The organism is Koromonas soli, from assembly GCF_059726265.1.
The window spans coordinates 3,865,001-3,882,609 of the sequence record NZ_AP040872.1; the positions used below are offsets into that span (position 1 = coordinate 3,865,001).

The following is a 17,609-nucleotide window of genomic DNA, read 5'->3' on the forward strand; positions in this document are numbered from 1 at the left end:
ATGTTTGACAACTGAATAGCATTGGGATAATTACAAGGCTAAGTTTAAATTTTATGAGTGCCTTAGAAATCAAATGCCTGGCGTCGTGAGACGCCGCAGGTGATTGGAGAGGCTAATAAGATTTACGGCATCAGCGACGTGAGTCGATGTGCGGAGTAAATTTTATGGTCAAGCTACTAAGGGCGCACGGTGGATGCCTTGGCAGTAAGAGGCGATGAAGGACGTGGCAAGCTACGATAAGCCTCGGGGAGCCGCAAGCAGGCTTTGATCCGGGGATTTCCGAATGGGGAAACCCTGTACGGTGAACCCGTACAACGGCCCGATGAATACATAGTCGGGTACGAGCGAACCCAGGGAAGTGAACCATCTCAGTACCTGGAGGAAAAGAAAGAAACCTCGATTGCGAAAGTAGTGGCGAGCGAAATCGCATGAGCCTAAACCAGTCCTACCTTTGGGTAGTGCTGGGGTTGTAGGGCCGACAATAGTAGAGTTACCAATTCATTTGTTAGTCGAAGCCCTCTGGAAAGAGGGGCCATAGAGTGTGACAGCCACGTAGGCGAAAGCAAATGAACTCGAAGTCGGTACCTGAGTACCGCGGGGCACGTGAAACCCTGCGGGAATCTGCGGAGACCATTCCGTAAGGCTAAATACTACTTACTGACCGATAGTGAACCAGTACCGTGAGGGAAAGGTGAAAAGAACCCCTGCGAGGGGAGTGAAATAGTACCTGAAACCGTGTGCCTACAAGCAGTGGGAGGGCTATGCCCGTAAGGGAATGCCTGACCGCGTGCCTATTGCATAATGAGCCGGCTAGTTATTCTTGTCAGCAAGGTTAAGCGGAAGCGAGCCGTAGCGAAAGCGAGTCCTAATAGGGCGTTAAGTTGGCAGGAATAGACGCGAAGCGGGATGATCTACCCTTGGCCAGGTTGAAAGTGGGGTAACACCCACTGGAGGACCGAACCGGTGTTTGTTGAAAAAAGCTCGGATGAGCTGAGGGTAGGGGTGAAAGGCTAATCAAATTCCGTGATAGCTCGTTCTCTCCGAAATAGCTTTAGGGCTAGCCTCGTGCGATTTGCAGTGGTGGTAGAGATCTGGATGGACTAAGGGGCTTTCCAGCTTACTGAATCCAACCAAACTTCGAATGCCATGGACAACCAGCACGGGAGTCAGACGGCGGGGGCTAAGCTTCGTCGTCGAGAGGAAAACAGTCCAGATCGCCTGCTAAGGTCCCCAAGTTCTAGCTAAGTGGGAAAGGATGTCGGAACGCCCAGACAGCCAGGAGGTTGGCTTAGAAGCAGCCATCCTTTAAAGAAAGCGTAATAGCTCACTGGTCAAGCGGTCCGGTGCCGACAATTCAACGGGGCTCAAGCTAGACACCGAAGCAGCGGATGCGTCGTAAGACGCGTGGTAGGAGAGCATTCCCAGCGGTTTGAAGCGAGATCGTAAGAACTCGTGGACTGCTGCGGAAGAGACCCTGCCGGCATAAGTAGCGATAACGGAGGTGAGAACCCTCCGCGCCGAAAGTCTAAGGTTTCCTGAGGAAGGTTAATCCGCTCAGGGTTAGTCGGTCCCTAAGGCGAGGCCGAAAGGCGTAGCTGATGGACATCCGGTTAATATTCCGGAACTCCCATGATTTCGTTATCACGATGGGGTAACGCAGAAGGATAATCCCGGCCACATATGGCTATGTGGTTCGATACGTGTAAGCCTGATTTGGTAGGCAAATCCGCCAGATCTTAAGGGTGAGACGTAAAGCAGTCCCGTACGGGGCAAAGGGGATGAGTTCACGCTGCCAAGAAAAACCTCTAAGGAGAGATCAAGGGAACCGTACCTCAAACCGACACAGGTAGACGAGGAGAATATCCAAAGGCGCTCAAGAGAACACTCGTTCAGGAACTCGGCAAATTAACCCCGTAACTTCGGGAGAAGGGGTGCCTCACTAGGGTTCATAGCCCGAAGAGGCCGCAGCGAATCGCGCACGGCGACTGTTTAACAAAAACACAGGTCTCTGCAAAGTCTAAAACGACGTATAGGGGCTGACGCCTGCCCGGTGCCGGAAGGTTAAAGGGAGAGGTTAACCGCAAGGTGAAGCTTCGAACTGAAGCCCCGGTGAACGGCGGCCGTAACTATAACGGTCCTAAGGTAGCGAAATTCCTTGTCGGGTAAGTTCCGACCTGCACGAATGGCGTAACGATCGTGCGACTGTCTTAACGAGTGACTTGGCGAACTTGTAGTACCGGTGAAGATGCCGGTTTCCCGCATCTAGACGGAAAGACCCCGTGCACCTTTACTATACCTTCACTATGAATTATGGACTTTGCTGCGCAGGATAGGTGGGAGGCTTTGAACTCAGGCTTTTGGGCTTGGGGGAGCCAACGGTGAGATACCACCCTGTGAATTCTGTGATTCTAACCTACTCCCGTAATCCGGGAGAGGGACATAGTGAGGCGGGTAGTTTGACTGGGGCGGTCGCCTCCTAAATTGTAACGGAGGCGCACGAAGCTACGCTCAGGCTGTTTGGAAATCAGCCGTCGAGTGCAATGGCATAAGCGTGGTTTACTGCGAGACCTACAAGTCGAGCAGTTGCGAAAGCAGGTCATAGTGATCCGGTGGTTCTGTATGGAAGGGCCATCGCTCAACGGATAAAAGGTACGCCGGGGATAACAGGCTGATCGGAGCCAAGAGTTCATATCGACGCTCCGGTTTGGCACCTCGATGTCGGTTCATCGCATCCTGGAGCTGTAGAAGGTTCCAAGGGTTAGGCTGTTCGCCTATTAAAGCGGTACGTGAACTGGGTTCAGAACGTCGCGAGACAGTTCGGTCCCTATCTGGTGTGGGCGTAGGAGATTTGAGAGGGCCTGTCCTTAGTACGAGAGGACCGGGATGGACGAACCTCTTGTGTTCCAGCTGTCGTGCCAACGGCATGGCTGGGTAGCGAAGTTCGGTTGTGATAACCGCTGAATGCATATAAGCGGGAAGCACTCCTCAAGATTAGATCTCCCAATCCAAAAGGATCAAGAAGGGCACAGGAAGACCACCTGTTTGATAGGCTGGATGTGCAGGCGCGGTGACGCGTATAGCTTACCAGTACTAATCGCCCGTTCGGCTTGACCATAAAATTTACTCTGCGCATGGAGCGAACCTGCTCCTGCCTTGTATCCTAATGCTATTTAGTCGTGAGACATCGTTCTCGAGATCTTTACAAGTTTCCGGTGATCATACCGCAAGGGAAACACCCGTTCCCATCCCGAACACGGAAGTTAAGCCTTGCTGGGCCGATTGTACTGCACGCGAAAGTGTGTGGGAGAGTAGGACGTTGCCGGATTAAATAAAGGCCCCACGTTTAAAGCGTGGGGCCTTTTCCGTTTATGCGGAATTCACGCACACCCACCTCCGAAACCATCAATACCTTTCCACTCCGGCCAGAGGTGTTAAGGTAGATGAAGAAGAGCAGACGTTTTGCCCGGAGTGGCTTCGATCTGCTCAACCGGGTCTGACCCGATGGATTCATCAACATCTAGGAGATGGCATGAGACGCAGTGCAGTCCTGCTCACCGTACTCTTCGTGATTCTTGCTGGCGCCAGCGCCTTCGCTCAACAGACTGACTTCGCCTTGAGTGGGGTTGGCGTATACACCGACAACGTTAGCGGCAAAGGCGTCGCAGAGGCTACGACAAAATCGGCAGGCCTGCTGATCTCGTTCCGCCACTTTGCTTATAAGTACAACGGAGTCGAAGTCAACTATTCCTACACAAAGAACTCGCATCGGTACACCGATCTTGCCACCGGCGGTCGTGTCGGAGACGTTCAGGCTGGGATCCACGAAGCGACCGGTGCATATGTGTTTCATATCACCCGTGGAATCTTCCAGCCGTTTGCTCTTGCGGGCGGTGGTTTCCTGGTGTTCAATCCCACTGACTATTCCAACAGAGTTGCCGATCCCAGCATTGATAAGCGAAATCGCCCGGTGTTTCTATACGGAGCAGGTGCCGATGTCCGGGTGGCCAAAAACATTGCAGTTCGCGCACAGTACCGCGCTCTTCTCTTCAAGGCACCGGATTTCTTCGGCAACGCCGTCGCACTCCATACCAATGCCGCCATGCAGATGAAAGAGCCGACCGTCGGCCTCGTCTATCGTTTTTAGCTCACAATGTGAGACTGCAAAGAAGAAGGGGAGCTCGCGGCTCCCCTGCTTCTCATTTTGCTAAACCCCGACCTTACTGTGCCTGCGAAGGATTCATATGTTCCTCGATCTGGTGCTGCACCTGGCGTCGGAACTCCAGCGGGTTGGACACGTGACTGAACGGCTCGTTTGTTCCTCCGGTGCCGCGAACCGTGATGCTGCCGAATCCGAGCATTCTTCCCACCAGCGTCTGCTCCACTTCGACGCTCTCCACCTTGGCGAGAAATAGCTCGATGGTGCGTTTTGTCATGAATCCGATTTTTATGATCACTCGCTTGTTGGTAACGGCCATTTCGGTCGCATTTCGCCGCACGACGGCAATTGCCAGGATGACGTTGCCCAGCAGGATCAGCGCGAATCCAACGATGCCAGCCACCTGCGCCTCTCCGCGCTCGGTGTGAGTTCCGGCGCCAGCCCACAGCAGCAGAGCAATACCTGCTCCAGAAAATAACAAGTCCACGAAAATGGAGCGTAGCAACACGAGCCAGTGCAAGTGCGTTGTGTACAGAATACGTTCGCCCGGGTTCAAATTCTGCTCGACATATCCCAATGCGGTGCCCTCCTGAAAGTTCAAGGCTCATTTCGATGGTAACGCCGATTCAGAGTCGTTGGAGCAAAGAAGAAGGGCCGCCCTTGCTGACGGCCCCTTTAGTAGATCAATTTCTCAGCTCTTATGCCTTCAACCTGGCGAACACGTCCTCGGCGGCGGCGATTGTTTTATGGATATCCTGCTCCGAGTGCGCCGCACTCAGGAAAGCTGCTTCGAACTGCGAGGGAGGCAGCCAAATGCCGGCATCGAGCATTCCGCGATGGAATTTTCCGAACAGTTCCGTGTTGCACGGCGCTGCCGTGTCCCAATCCTGAACCGCATGACCGACGAAGAACCAGGTGAACATGCTTCCAACCTGGTTTGCGCTGATCGCGATCCCTGAATCCTGCGCTGCCTTGCAGACGCCAGCCACGAGTTGCGATGCAAGCTGATTGAGACGCGGATAGATCGTCGTTCGTCCGGCGCCCAGCGTCCTCAGCATCGCCACTCCTGCGGCCATCGCCAGTGGATTGCCGCTCAACGTTCCGGCCTGGTACACCGGACCAAGAGGCGAAATTTGATCCATCAGCGACGCCGGTCCACCATACGCTCCCACGGGAAGTCCGCCGCCAATCACCTTTCCCAGCGTCGTCAGGTCCGGCTTGATGTTGTACAGTTCCTGCGCTCCGCCATAGCTCACGCGGAAACCCGTCATCACCTCGTCGAAGATCAGCAACGTGCCTTCGCGCTTCGTCAGCGAGCGCACAGCTTCCAGATACCCTGGGTTCGGAGGCACGCAACCCATGTTGCCCACCACCGGCTCGATAATTACGCAGGCAATCTGGTCCTTGAATTTCGCAAAAGCCTCCTCCAGCGCCGCAACGTCGTTGTACGGCAGTGCCAGGGTGAACTTCACAAACTCTTCCGGCACGCCAGCCGATCCCGGAATACCAAACGTGGCCACTCCCGATCCGGCCTTCACCAGCAGGGCATCGCTGTGTCCGTGGTAGCAGCCTTCGAACTTTACGATGTACTTGCGATTGGTTGCTGCGCGAGCGAGTCGAATTGCCGACATCGTTGCCTCAGTGCCGCTTGAGACAAAGCGCATCTTTTCGATTGATGGGAAAGCCTTCTTGACCTCTTCCGCAAGGTCGGCTTCCAAGGGTGTTGAAGCTCCAAAGCTGGTTCCCTTGTGAGTGGCCTCGATCACGGCCGCCACCACCTCGGGAGCGCAGTGCCCGAGCATCAGCGGGCCCCATGAGAGCACATAGTCGATGTACTGATTGCCGTCCACGTCCGTCATCCGGGCGCCCTGGCCCGAAGCGATGATTGGCGGCTCGCCTCCCACTGCGCGAAAAGCGCGTACCGGAGAATTAACCCCGCCGGGGAAGTATTTTTCTGCGCGTTGTTGCAAAGAATGAGACAAATCGAGTTTTCTGGACACAGAACCAACCGGCGCGGAGCGAATACAATAAGAGCAGCTCCGCTTATGAGATTTTTGCGACTCTTCACCATAGCAAAAACGCGGAAATCGCGGTTGTGAGAAACATCACAGGTCGCGACTGGGTTTCAGCTACAGTGCCCCATGAGGAGAGTGCGAGACAGAAGCTGGATATTGCGGTGCATCAGACTACATTGCTGCATGATCGGGACCGAAATCCGCTTCTTCCTGCGTGCTTTGTTCGTAGCTGTCCCAAGTCACATTGAGAGTAGACGTTTAAGGAATGATGAAGCTGATTCAATCGCTAGGCCGTTTTGTTTTTTTTGCAGTGCTGCTGGCCGCGTTTAGCACTGCCATGCACGCTGAAGTCGGCCTCATGCTGAATGAAGCATTGGAAGTCGGCGCCTCGAAGTGGACCGGTGCAGGACACTCCGCCGTGTATCTTTCCGGCGTCTGCATCGTAAGTCCCGTCGAGTTGCGCCTGTGCGCGCCCGGCGAGAACGGCATTGTCATCTCCAATTACCAGGCATTCGGCGAAGATCACTCCTACGAGTGGAACGCGATCCCGCTCAACGTCTTTCTTTACGGCGTTGAAGACGAATCTGCCCGTCCTATCTTTGCCAGCGGTACCGTGCGCTGGCTCCTGCAGGAGCGCTACCGTCAGCGTTATCTGGAGAACATCTGCACCGGTGCCTGCGCCACCAATCCCAATGCGCAATGGCGTCAAATGATTGCCTCGCTCTTCCTGCGCGATATCTACATGTTTTCCGTCAAGACGACGCGCGAGCAGGACCAGTTGTTGGTTGACAAATTCAACCACGCCGCCAACATCGGCCACTACAACGGATTCCGCTACAACTGCGCCGACTTCGCCCGCGATGTGGTGAACACTCTTTATCCCGGAGCTGCCAAGGCTGACCACGTCAATGATTTCGGCATGACCAGCCCCAAGGCCATTGCAAAATCCTTTGCCCATTACGGAGCCGCGCACCCCGAATTAGATTTTCATGTCGTGCGCTTTTCTCAAATTCCAGGCGAGTTCGTTTCGAGTCATGACAATCGCAAAGGCACCGAGCAGCTTTATCGCGCCAATAAGTGGCGTCTGCCGTTGGCGGCCCTGCGCCCTTACGAACTCGTCCTTTTCACCAGCAGCTACATGATCAGCGGCAGGTTCAATCCTGAGCTGGAATTGCAGCGGCGTCCCAGCAGCGAAATCATTGGCCTTCAGCAGCAGCTTGAAGGCGCGCGCGATCTGGGCGATGCCGAACAGCAAAATCAGCTCAAGCAGAAGATTCGCCACGCCCGCGCCAACTCGCTTGGCACCTCAGAGGAATGGGCAGGCTACGACGCCACTGTGCGACAGTACAAAGCGGAAGCAGTCGAGATGGGATGGGCCCACGACGAGGCCGCGCTCAAGAGCCTCACCCGCCAAACCGTCCACGATAGCTGGATCACCATGGACAACGATGGCGGTCTCTGGCTCACTGCCCGCAACGGCCAGTCGCACGCGCTCGTCGGACTAAGCGCAAACACGTTGATCGCCAGCCGCTCCGATGCGCGCCTCGGATATCTCATGACGCTCTCACGCCTCGATGCCGAGCTGCATAAGAAAAAGAAAAATCGCGAGCTGCTCACCATCTTCCGTAAAGATTGGGAATTGATGGAGCATCTTCGCACCCGCGCCGTTCCGTCCCCACCCCCCTATCTTGCCGGCGCAGGACGTACCCGTTCTGGCAGTGGTGCCGCGCAATAGCTGAACTTCGCTAGGGGCAGGGTATCGCGCCATCGGGGATGGATGGAGTTCACGGGATAACGGTTCGCGCCGCCTGTGGCCATCACGTGGGTGACATCTTTCCCGCCCCACCTGTCGGCTCCCGAGAAGGTACTATCGTATTGAGGCGTCTTCTCAACTATGCCGAAATCCTTTTTGTCCCTTGCTTGGTTGTTCTTTCTCTTCTGCTCTCTCGCGCCGTTCTCTCTTGCGCAAGCGGAGCAGGCCATCACGCCCGAACAGCCGCATCCGGATCCGGCCACTCTGTTTCCCCATTCTGAAAATTCACGCTGGTGGATCAGCGGACAAATCAACGTTGTTTTTCAGGCTCATCCTGATTTCCATGCTGCCTACAGCGGTCCCAACAGCCTGCATTCGAAGTCAGAGCATGCGACCTCCAACGTCGAAACCCTCTATCTCGGATACCAGCTTGCGCGGGGCTCCGAAGTCTTGCTCGATATCGAGTCCGCCGGAGGACGCGGCGTCAGCGATGCTCTCGGCCTCGCTGGATTCACAAATCTCGATGTAGTCCGCAATCCCGCGCTCGGCCAGACGCCTTACGTTGCCCGCGTGCAGTTTCATCAGACCGTTCGCCTTTCGTCCCAGGATGTCGAAGTTGACCGCGGCCCGCTTTCTCTCGCCACCCTAGCCCCCGCACGCCGCCTCGAGCTTCGCTTCGGACGCATGAGCACCGTGGACTTCTTCGACGTCAACGGCGTCGGCAGCGACAGCCATTTGCAATTTCTCAACTGGGCTGTCGACTCCAACGGTGCCTATGACTACGCGGCCGACACTCGCGGTTACACTTACGGCCTGCTCGCCGAATATCAGAGCCCGCGCTGGGCCTTCCGCTTTGGCGAAATGCTCATGCCCAAAGTCGCCAACGGCAACGTTCTCGATTGGAACCTCCGACGCGCCCGCGCTGAAAACTACGAACTCGAACTCCGCCCCACGTTCATCCAAAATCAGCGCAGCACCCTTCGCCTGCTCGCCTACGAAAACCACGCCAACATGGGCACCTATAGCGATGCGGTCACGCGCTTTCTCTCCGGCGTCGATCCCGTTCCCACCATCGAAAACACGCGCCGTCAGGGCACGGTCAAGTACGGCTTCGGCTTCAATGCCGAGCAGACCCTGCCGCGCGATCTGCGCGCCTTCCTGCGTCTCGGGTGGAACGAAGGCAAGCACGAGTCCTTCGCCTACACCGAGGTCAACTCCACCGCCGCATTCGGAGCCGACCTTGCGGGCCCTCGCTGGCATCGCAGACTCGACAAACTCGGCGTCGCTGTCATCACCAACGGCATCAGTGCCGACCATCAGCGCTATTTGCAGCTTGGCGGCCGCGGATTCCTCCTTGGCGATGGCACCCTGCGCTATGGGCGTGAGAACATCCTTGAGGGCTACTACACACTGCACGCCTGGCGCGGTGTATTTCTCAGTGTCGATGTGCAGCGCATCTGGAATCCCGGGTACAATCGCGACCGCGGTCCTGTCGTCGTCCCCGGCCTGCGCCTGCACGTAGAGCTGTAATCGGAGGGAGCACGATTTGAATCTAGCAGCCAGCGCGTGGGAGTTTCGTTATCGTTTCTGGATCTTCGGAGCCTTGTTCTGGCTGTCGTTTTCGCTCTATCGCTTTGATCGCCACATCTTCGGCCAGTCCGTCGCCGAGTTCCTCTCCGGCCTCATCCATCGCGAAGCCACGCTGACTGGCGTTCGCCTCGTCTTCCTCGCCGGAGTCCTTCTCGCCCTTCTCGCCGCCTTCCTGCGCACTTGGGCCACCGCGTATATTCGCCCCGAGATCATGGTGGATGGCGACCTGCACACTCACACCGTCATCGCCCAAGGGCCCTACCGTTACGTGCGCAATCCGCTTTATCTCGGCACCAATCTGGTCGCCCTCGGCTACTCATTCATGGCCAGCCGCATCGGAGCACTCGTCCTCATCCTCGGCGTACTCCTGTTCAACTATCGCCTCATCTTCCGCGAAGAGCGAGAACTCTCCCGCGCCCAGGGCGACTCCTACGTGCACTATCTCGGACAGGTGCCACGCCTGTTTCCGTCTCTGCGCCCGCGCCTCGCCGTCTCCTCCGAGCGCACTCCCAACTGGCGATCCGGCCTGCTCGGCGAAGCCTTCTTCTGGGGACTCGCGCTCGCCCTGCTCGTCTTCGCCATCACGCTCGATCTCCGCGCCTACTTCTTCGCCCTCGGACTCTCCTTCAGCGTCTATTTCATGTGCCTTGCCATCATCGGATTTCGCCAGCGCCGCAAACACTCCTAAATACCTTCGGTTTCCGAAGGTGGCCCAGAGTTGGCGTTTTCCAACTCTGGGTTCTCTGCGAGCCCAGCTCAACTGACCTTTCGTTGATTGAGGGCCTTTCTCATCTTCATCCCAATTCGGGATTGTGAGTCATAAGGCGATGTATCGCTCGCTATGGCAATCTCTGCGTGTTTTGCATCAAAATGTACGTATGTACGTCTGCGGTATGTTTGCTTGTTTGCTGACGCTGTCGACTGTGTGTGCAGGACAGTTGACTGCCCGCTTTTATCTCCAAAAGCAGGTCTATGCGCCGGGTGAACCTATATTCCTTTACTTCGAGGTCACCAACAGCGGCCAAGTCAGCCAGAACGTCTCCAACGCCGATCCTTATTCGTTTTGTGCGGGATACCAGGTCAGCCTATCAAGTGACCCCTCATCGGACTCTTTCTGTGCGCCGAAGGGATTTGCGGCAAGCTGTCTTTCGTCGGAGATTCTGTTGCCATCACATAAAACGCGAACGGAACGACTCCTGCTGAACTACGAGCACAAGGTGAGCTCACCAGGAGACTACGAAGTAGTGGCAGAGCGTGACCTCTCGTACGCCGATGTTGGCAACCAATCCTTCAGTTCATCGAATGAGAAACTCCACGTCCGGGACGTGCTTCATTTTAGAGTAGATGAGAGCTCAATACCGGCCCCAGCGAGTATCGGGGAGCTAGTCGCCCAGCTAAATTCTAAGGACAGGAGCACGCGGATAGAAGCGGCTCGCGCACTCGCAGCGGTGGGACCGCGCAGTGCTGAGACTGTTCTGCTTGGGTTCGCGGCGAATGACGAGTTTCGATGGTTCGCGCCGCTTGCTTTTCACAACCTGAATACGCCTCGAAGCATTGCAGCGATGGCAGAGTTATTGGTGAAGAGCGAACCGGGTACGCATGAACATCTGGAATGTGCCGGCTACCTTGCAGATCTCGGAGATTCCCGCTGGTTCCCGCTACTGAGAGAGATCGCCTTGAAGCACGCGGCTATCTCGAATTACGTCAGCGATGCAGCTCGCAGCGGCGGGGACCAGGCAATTCCCCTGCTGCTTCAACTATTGCAAAGCCCAGACAAGGAGTTCACCGAAGTTAACGCGGTTTCGGCACTGGGCGATACTGGGGCGCGCAGCTCTATACCTATTTTGATTGAACTCCTGAAATCACCGGACGACGCAATTGCGCAACGAGCATTGATGGGGATCCAGCAGCTTACACATTCCCAAGTTGGAGATGAGCGCTACGTGCAGCATCCGCAAGGACAGTACGCAAAATGGGCTCTCTGGTGGGCTGGCGCACATAGCACCGCACGAATCTTTAGATCTGGCGAGTGCGGAACCTTCTCGCAACTTCCTTGAGCTCCAAGAGTCAATTGTCTCCCACGGCATTGTTGGAGACGGGGCTTCTGTCTCACCAACTCAGAAAGTGAGGAAGCGATTACTTAATGAAAGGCGATTTTGCGACAGCTACCGCTTTGACCACTTACGTCGAGGCGTATTGGCTGCTAACAAGGCGGTCAAAGCGGCCGCGATAATCAGGTCAAATATCATGAATCTGAAACCACGATACTGGTCAAAGAAAGGCAGTGTGATGAATCCGTTCGCGATCAGCAGAAATCCGCCGAGCATCCAGAAGACAGCAACGATGCGCAGTAGTCTTGAAGACCATTCTCGTTCAGGCAGTTGAGAGAACCAGTCCCGTCTAATACGTTCAGGTTCGCCGAACGTCGAACGCGCAAACACAAGTACGTAGACGCCTAGAGCAACAGACCCGACGAGTTGGGTAGCTGCATTTCGCATTGTTCAGATTATCCACAATTCCTTGTGACGCACCAAAACTGTCGATAACGGGGCAAGTACCTCACTATCCCCTTCTGGGACGGAGCCCTCTGCCAAGCCGCTCGACGCGCTATTCCCCCCCACGCTGTTAGAATGTTTTTGCAATGATTCTGCCGTTCGTCCGTGAGCTGCTCGCGGACGCCGAGAAGTCTTCCAGCTATCAACGTGTATCTACCCACATAAAGGGAGGCGCGGGGCGCATTCGTGTCTCCGGGCTCACCCCCACTGCGCGTGCGCTTCATTACGCGCTGCTGCACCGCGCCACCTCGCGTCCTTTGCTGCTCGTCGTCAGCGACAACCGCACTGCCGAAGAGTTGCTGCCTATCCTGCAGAGCGTCTGCGAACTCACCGGCGCAGCCAGCCCGGATTCGGTCGCCTACCTCCCCGCGCGCGACGTACTGCCGTTCGAGAATCTGTCCCCTCACCCCGAGATCCAGGAAGTCCGCGCCCGTGCTCTCTGGCGCATGGCCTCCGGCACTGCATCTCTCGTGCTCGCGCCCTTTGCGGCCACCACCATCCGCCTGCACGACGCCGACTACTACCGCAACCTCGCCCGCACCGTTCGCAAAGGCGACTGGCTCGACGTCGAACAACTCGTACAGCACCTCAACATCGTCGGCTACCGCCAGACCGACGTAGTCGAGCAGCAGGGCGAATACGCCCAGCGCGGCGGCATTCTCGACGTCTATTCGCCTGAGATGGAGCGCCCCATTCGCATCGAGCTTTTCGGCGATGAGGTAGAGTCCCTCCGCCGCTTCGATCCCGTCACCCAGCGCTCCTCCACCGGCGTCGAAGAAGTAACCTTGCTTCCTCTCACCGAAACTCCGGTCACCGAGGAACTGCTCGCGACCATCAACGCCCGTCTCAGCGGCAAGCGCGTTTCCGGCTCGGAAGAAGCCATCGAAGACGCTGTCCGTTCCGGCGGCGTCACCGTCTTTCCTGGATGGGAATTCTTCGCCCCTGTCGCCGGAGCCGAGAACACCGTTTTCGATCTTCTCCCCAACGCCGCCGTCATTCTCGATGAGCCCGAGCGCCTTGCCGAAGATCACGATGCCTGGTGGCAGCGCCTTGCCGACGCACACGAGCGCAGCGGAATCGGCAATCTCGTTCGTCCCGAGGAGCTCTACATCACTCCCGACGACTGGCGCGCCCGTGTCTCCCAGACCTGCGGCCTCGACGTCGAGCAACTCGGCATGGCCTCCAGCGAAGGCCCCGAGCTCGTCGAATTCAGCTCCCGTCCCGCACCCCGCTTCCACGGTGCTGTCCCCAAGCTGCTCGACGAAGTCAAAAAGCTCACGGCCTCTGCCGAGCGCGTCCTTCTCGTCGCCGGATCCATGGGCGAACTCGAGCGTCTTGCCGACATCTTCAACGAGTACCAGGTCGCCTACCGTCTCGGCACGCGCGCCAAGCCCGCCGCCGTCAGCGAAGAGGCCACTTACTTCAACGACGAAAGTGCCGCGACCACTCTCGTTTACGGATACGTCCCCGACGGCGTCCTTCTGCCCGAATCGAAGCTCGTCGTCTTCGGCGCCAACGATATCTTCGACGAGTCCGAAGCCGGAGTGGCGCGTCAGCCGCGCCAGCGATCCAAGACCTCTGCCTTCCTCTCCGACTTCCGCGACCTCGCCGTCGGAGACTACGTCGTCCACGTCGAGCACGGCATCGGCCAGTACCAGGGCTTGCGCGAAATCCTCCAGGCCGACGGTTCCAAAGCCGAATTCATGGTGCTCGAGTACGCCGAGGGCGCACGTCTTTACGTTCCTCTCACCCGCCTCGATCTCGTGCAGAAGTACCGTTCCGCCGAAGGCGGACACGTTGTCCTCAACCGACTTGGCACCCAGCAGTGGGTCAAGACCAAGGCGCGTGTCAAGAAGGCCATGCAGGACATGGCCGACGAGCTTCTCAAGCTCTACGCTCAGCGCAAGACCGCGCAAGGCTTCCAGTATTCCGGCGACAGCCAGTTCATGCACGAGTTTGAGGACGCCTTCGAGTACAACCCCACCGACGATCAGGTTGCAGCCGTCGAAGACATCAAGCGCGACATGGAAAGCGTTCAGCCCATGGATCGCCTGCTCTGCGGCGACGTCGGCTATGGCAAAACCGAGGTCGCCATGCGTGCCGCCTACAAGGCCGTCAATGACAGCCGCCAGGTCGCCGTCCTCGCGCCCACAACGGTGCTAGCCTTCCAGCATTACGAGACCTTCAAGCGCCGCTTTGCCGCCTTCCCCGTCAATATCGAGATGATCTCCGGCTTCCGCACCGCCAAGCAGCAAAAGGAGATCGTCGAGAAAGTTGAGAACGGCAAAGTCGATATCCTCGTCGGCACCCATCGCGTGCTTTCCAAGGACATCAAGTTCCCCGACCTCGGCCTCGTCATCATCGATGAAGAGCAGCGTTTCGGCGTGCGCCACAAGGAGCGCCTCAAGCAGCTCCGCAAAGAGGTGGACGTCCTGACCATGTCGGCCACGCCCATTCCCCGCACCCTGCACATGTCCATGCTCGGCCTGCGCGATATGAGCGTTATTGAAACGCCTCCGCGCGACCGCCTCGCCATCCAGACCGTCGTTGCCACCTGGGACGAAAAGCTCATCCGCTCCGCCATCCAGCAGGAGCTCGAACGCGGCGGCCAGGTCTATTTCGTGCACAATCGCGTCGAGTCCATCTACGAAATCTCCGCCAAGCTCCGCGAACTCGTCCCGCAGGCACGCGTACTCGTTGGCCACGGACAGATGCGTGAAGGCGAGCTCGAAAAAATCATGCTGGCCTTCATGCGCCACGAAGCCGACATTCTCGTCGCCACCACCATCATCGAGAACGGACTCGACATTCCGCTCTGCAACACCATTCTCATCAACCGTGCCGACCGCCACGGCCTCAGCGAGCTCTACCAGCTCCGCGGACGCGTCGGACGCTCTAACCGCCGGTCCTACGCCTACCTGCTCGTTCCGCCCGACCGCGAATTGAACGATCTCGCGCGTCGCCGCCTTGCCGCCCTCAAGGGGTTCAGCGACCTCGGTGCCGGATTCAAAATCGCCGCTCTCGATCTCGAGCTGCGCGGTGCCGGCAATCTTCTCGGCGGCCAGCAAAGCGGACACATCGAGGCCGTTGGCTTCGAGATGTACACCACCATGCTTGAGCAGACTATCCGTCAGCTCAAGGGCGAGTCCGTGCAGGAAGCGCTCGACACCACGCTCAACCTCGGCCTCAACATCCGCATTCCCAACGACTACATCCAGGAAGAGAACCAGCGCCTGCGCATCTACAAGCGCGTCGCCGCGGTTGAAAACGAAAAGCAGTTAAGCGACGTCGCCAGCGAGTTGCGCGACCGTTACGGCGAGCCGCCCGCTGCTGTCCAACACCTCTTGCTCTACGCCCATCTCAGGCTCGAGTGTCAGCGTCTCGGCGTCGCCAGTATCGAGCGCAAGCGCGATCAGGTCAGCATCAAGTTCTCGCAGAATGCCGAAGCCGATCCGCAGAAAATCATGCAACTTGTTGCCCGCCATAAGGGTGTCGTCTTCACGCCGCAAGGCATGTTGAAGTTCTCGCTCAAAGCCGTTCGCCCCGACGAAGTCCTGAACGGCCTCCGCAAAATCCTCGAGGGCCTCGAAGCCGAACCCGCCCCCGTGCGATGACGTCGAATTCTCCTACACCGCCGTTTTTGTAGTTGTTGCTTTTGGGCTTGCTGTTGTTGTTGCTTTTGTCTTTGCTGTTGCTTTTGTCGTTGTTTCTACGGTGTCATCCTGAGCGTAGCGAAGGACCCCTACACCGCCACCACCATCGCCCGGAAGGCTTCCCAGCCCCGGGCCCCTATGCACAAGAGGGTAGGAATGATTCGACTTTCCGCCGTGGTTCTTCTTTTCAGCTCCATCGCCTTTGCCCAGTCCTTCGACGCCTTTGTTGACCACGTCTTCGACCGTCATCTCAAGGACAACCCCACCCAGGGCACACAGCTCGGCTTTCACCAATACGACTCCCAGCTTGAGGACTATTCTCAAAAGTCCGTCGCCGAGCAGACGAAATGGTGCCACGCCACCCTCACCCAGCTCGCCAAATACGACCGCGCCAAGCTCACCGCCGGTCAAGCTATCGACGCCCAGATGATCGAAAACTGGCTGCGTGCGCAGTTGCTCGAGTTCGAAGAGATCCGCATGTGGCAGCGCAATCCAGACGTGTATTCCAGCGGCGTCACCGGCTCTGCCTATGTCATCATGAGCCGCAACTACGCTTCGCAGGATGACCGTCTCCGCTCGCTCATCGCCCGCGAGCGCCAGATGTCTGCCGTCTTCGTCGCCGCCCGCGCCAATCTCCAGAACCCTCCGCGCATCTACACCGAAGTCGCCATCGAGCAGCTTCCCGGCATCCAGAGCTTCTTCGAGAGCGACGTTCCCGCCGCCTTCAAAGACGTAAAAGACCCCAAGCTCCTCGCTCAGTTCCGCGAATCCAACTCTCGCGTCATCGCCGAGCTTAAAAGCTACGCCGACTTCCTGAAGAAAGACGTTCTCCCCCGCTCCAACGGAGACTTCCGGATCGGAGCCGACAAGTACGCTCGCAAGCTCCAGTACGACGAGATGATCGACACTCCTCTCGACCGCCTTCTCGCCATCGGACGCGAAGACCTCGCGCGCAATCAGCAGGAATTCCTTCGCATCGCCAAGCTGATCGATCCCGCCCGCACCCCCGAGCAGATCCTCGAAGACGCCGAGAAAGACCATCCCTCCGCCGACCAGCTCTTGCAGTCCTTCCGCGACACTCTCGATGGCGAGCGCACCTTCATCACCTCGCACAAGCTGCTCACCATTCCTTCGCCCGTGCTTCCCATCGTCGAAGAAACGCCGCCCTTCATGCGCGCCCTCACCTCGGCCTCCATGGACACCCCTGGCCCCTGGGAACGCGTCGCCAAGGAAGCCTATTTCAACGTCACCTTGCCTGAAAAAGATTGGGCGCCCGAGCGCACCCGTAGCTGGCTCGAAGGCTTCAATCGCGGCACCATCGCCAGCACTTCCATTCACGAGGCCTACCCCGGCCACTACGTTCAGTTCCTCGTCCTGCAGGTCGCGCCTGTCACCAAGACCCGCAAGATCCTTGCCTGCGGCTCCAACGCCGAGGGCTGGGCTCACTACACCGAGCAGATGATGCTCGACCAAGGTTTCGGACGCACTCCCGGCGTCGATGAATCACACGACGCTGCGTTCCTCAAGCTCCGTCTCGGCCAGATACAGGACGCCCTCCTGCGCGATGCCCGCTTCATCGTCGGCGTCCAGATGCACACCGGCAAGATGACCTTTGATGAAGGCGTGAAGTTCTTCGAAACCGAAGGCCGCCAGACCCACGAAGTCGCCTATCGCGAAACCAAGCGCGGCACCAGCGATCCCACGTACCTCGTGTACACCGTCGGCAAGCTTGAGATTCTTAAGCTCCGCGAAGACTACCGCCGCAAAATGGGCGCCAACTTCACCATGCAGGACTTCCACGACCGCTTTCTTCAGCAGGGCGCGCCGCCCGTGAAGATCGTGCGCAAAGTGCTCTTGGGCGACGACTCACCCGCACTCTAGGAACCG

The 17,609-nt window shown here is 57.6% G+C and carries 10 protein-coding genes and 2 rRNA genes; 9 read left to right on the plus strand and 3 right to left on the minus strand.

Going from position 1 to position 17,609, the window contains the following annotated elements; all coding sequences use genetic code 11:
• The first annotated feature begins 166 nt into the window (after positions 1–166).
• The 3 genes from AC6IY8_RS16855 to AC6IY8_RS16865 all read left to right on the plus strand — a co-directional run bounded on the left by AC6IY8_RS16855 (position 167) and on the right by AC6IY8_RS16865 (position 4,144).
• A 23S ribosomal RNA gene (locus tag AC6IY8_RS16855) occupies positions 167–3,115 on the plus strand.
• Positions 3,116–3,208: 93 nt separating this feature from the next.
• Positions 3,209–3,325, plus strand: a 5S ribosomal RNA gene (rrf, locus tag AC6IY8_RS16860).
• 204 nt (positions 3,326–3,529) lie between these two features.
• Entirely contained in the window at positions 3,530–4,144 is a 615-nt protein-coding gene (locus AC6IY8_RS16865; protein WP_497775799.1) for an outer membrane protein, read from the plus strand.
• A gap of 73 nt (positions 4,145–4,217) precedes the next feature.
• Here AC6IY8_RS16865 and AC6IY8_RS16870 read toward each other — a convergent pair whose 3' ends face one another.
• Positions 4,218–4,757, minus strand: coding sequence for a PH domain-containing protein (locus AC6IY8_RS16870; RefSeq protein ID WP_497775801.1), 540 nt, complete (start codon positions 4,755–4,757; stop codon positions 4,218–4,220).
• 97 nt (positions 4,758–4,854) lie between these two features.
• Entirely contained in the window at positions 4,855–6,156 is a 1,302-nt protein-coding gene (hemL, locus tag AC6IY8_RS16875) for a glutamate-1-semialdehyde 2,1-aminomutase (protein ID WP_497775803.1), read from the minus strand.
• A gap of 280 nt (positions 6,157–6,436) precedes the next feature.
• On the opposite strand from hemL, the gene AC6IY8_RS16880 reads away from it, so the two are divergent.
• The 4 genes from AC6IY8_RS16880 to AC6IY8_RS16895 all read left to right on the plus strand — a co-directional run bounded on the left by AC6IY8_RS16880 (position 6,437) and on the right by AC6IY8_RS16895 (position 11,571).
• Positions 6,437–7,906: a hypothetical protein gene (locus AC6IY8_RS16880; protein ID WP_497775804.1), complete on the plus strand. Its 1,470-nt coding sequence runs from the start codon at positions 6,437–6,439 to the stop codon at positions 7,904–7,906.
• A gap of 159 nt (positions 7,907–8,065) precedes the next feature.
• The gene (locus AC6IY8_RS16885; protein WP_497775806.1) at positions 8,066–9,454 is read left to right on the plus strand and encodes a carbohydrate porin; all 1,389 of its coding nucleotides are present in this window, start codon (positions 8,066–8,068) and stop codon (positions 9,452–9,454) included.
• Positions 9,455–9,470: 16 nt separating this feature from the next.
• Positions 9,471–10,202, plus strand: coding sequence for a methyltransferase family protein (locus AC6IY8_RS16890; RefSeq protein ID WP_497775807.1), 732 nt, complete (start codon positions 9,471–9,473; stop codon positions 10,200–10,202).
• Between the two features lie 250 nt (positions 10,203–10,452).
• Positions 10,453–11,571, plus strand: a complete 1,119-nt coding sequence (locus tag AC6IY8_RS16895) for a HEAT repeat domain-containing protein (protein WP_497775808.1) — start codon at positions 10,453–10,455, stop codon at positions 11,569–11,571.
• Between the two features lie 108 nt (positions 11,572–11,679).
• On the opposite strand, the gene AC6IY8_RS16900 is transcribed toward AC6IY8_RS16895, so the two are convergent.
• Positions 11,680–12,012, minus strand: coding sequence for a hypothetical protein (locus AC6IY8_RS16900; RefSeq protein WP_497775809.1), 333 nt, complete (start codon positions 12,010–12,012; stop codon positions 11,680–11,682).
• A gap of 143 nt (positions 12,013–12,155) precedes the next feature.
• Between AC6IY8_RS16900 and mfd the strand changes: the two genes are divergently transcribed.
• Both mfd and AC6IY8_RS16910 read left to right on the plus strand, forming a co-directional pair.
• Positions 12,156–15,683: a transcription-repair coupling factor gene (gene mfd, locus AC6IY8_RS16905; protein WP_497775810.1), complete on the plus strand. Its 3,528-nt coding sequence runs from the start codon at positions 12,156–12,158 to the stop codon at positions 15,681–15,683.
• 195 nt (positions 15,684–15,878) lie between these two features.
• Positions 15,879–17,603, plus strand: a complete 1,725-nt coding sequence (locus AC6IY8_RS16910) for a DUF885 domain-containing protein (protein ID WP_497775811.1) — start codon at positions 15,879–15,881, stop codon at positions 17,601–17,603.
• Positions 17,604–17,609 lie beyond the last annotated feature (6 nt).

Coding starts and splice junctions, on each gene's coding strand:
- AC6IY8_RS16885 (WP_497775806.1), top strand. CDS start 8,066: ATGCCGAAATCCTTTTTGTCCCTTGCTTGGTTGTTCTTTCTCTTCTGC.
- AC6IY8_RS16880 (WP_497775804.1), top strand. CDS start 6,437: ATGATGAAGCTGATTCAATCGCTAGGCCGTTTTGTTTTTTTTGCAGTG.
- AC6IY8_RS16865 (WP_497775799.1), top strand. CDS start 3,530: ATGAGACGCAGTGCAGTCCTGCTCACCGTACTCTTCGTGATTCTTGCT.
- AC6IY8_RS16910 (WP_497775811.1), top strand. CDS start 15,879: ATGATTCGACTTTCCGCCGTGGTTCTTCTTTTCAGCTCCATCGCCTTT.
- mfd (WP_497775810.1), top strand. CDS start 12,156: ATGATTCTGCCGTTCGTCCGTGAGCTGCTCGCGGACGCCGAGAAGTCT.
- AC6IY8_RS16900 (WP_497775809.1), bottom strand. CDS start 12,012: ATGCGAAATGCAGCTACCCAACTCGTCGGGTCTGTTGCTCTAGGCGTC.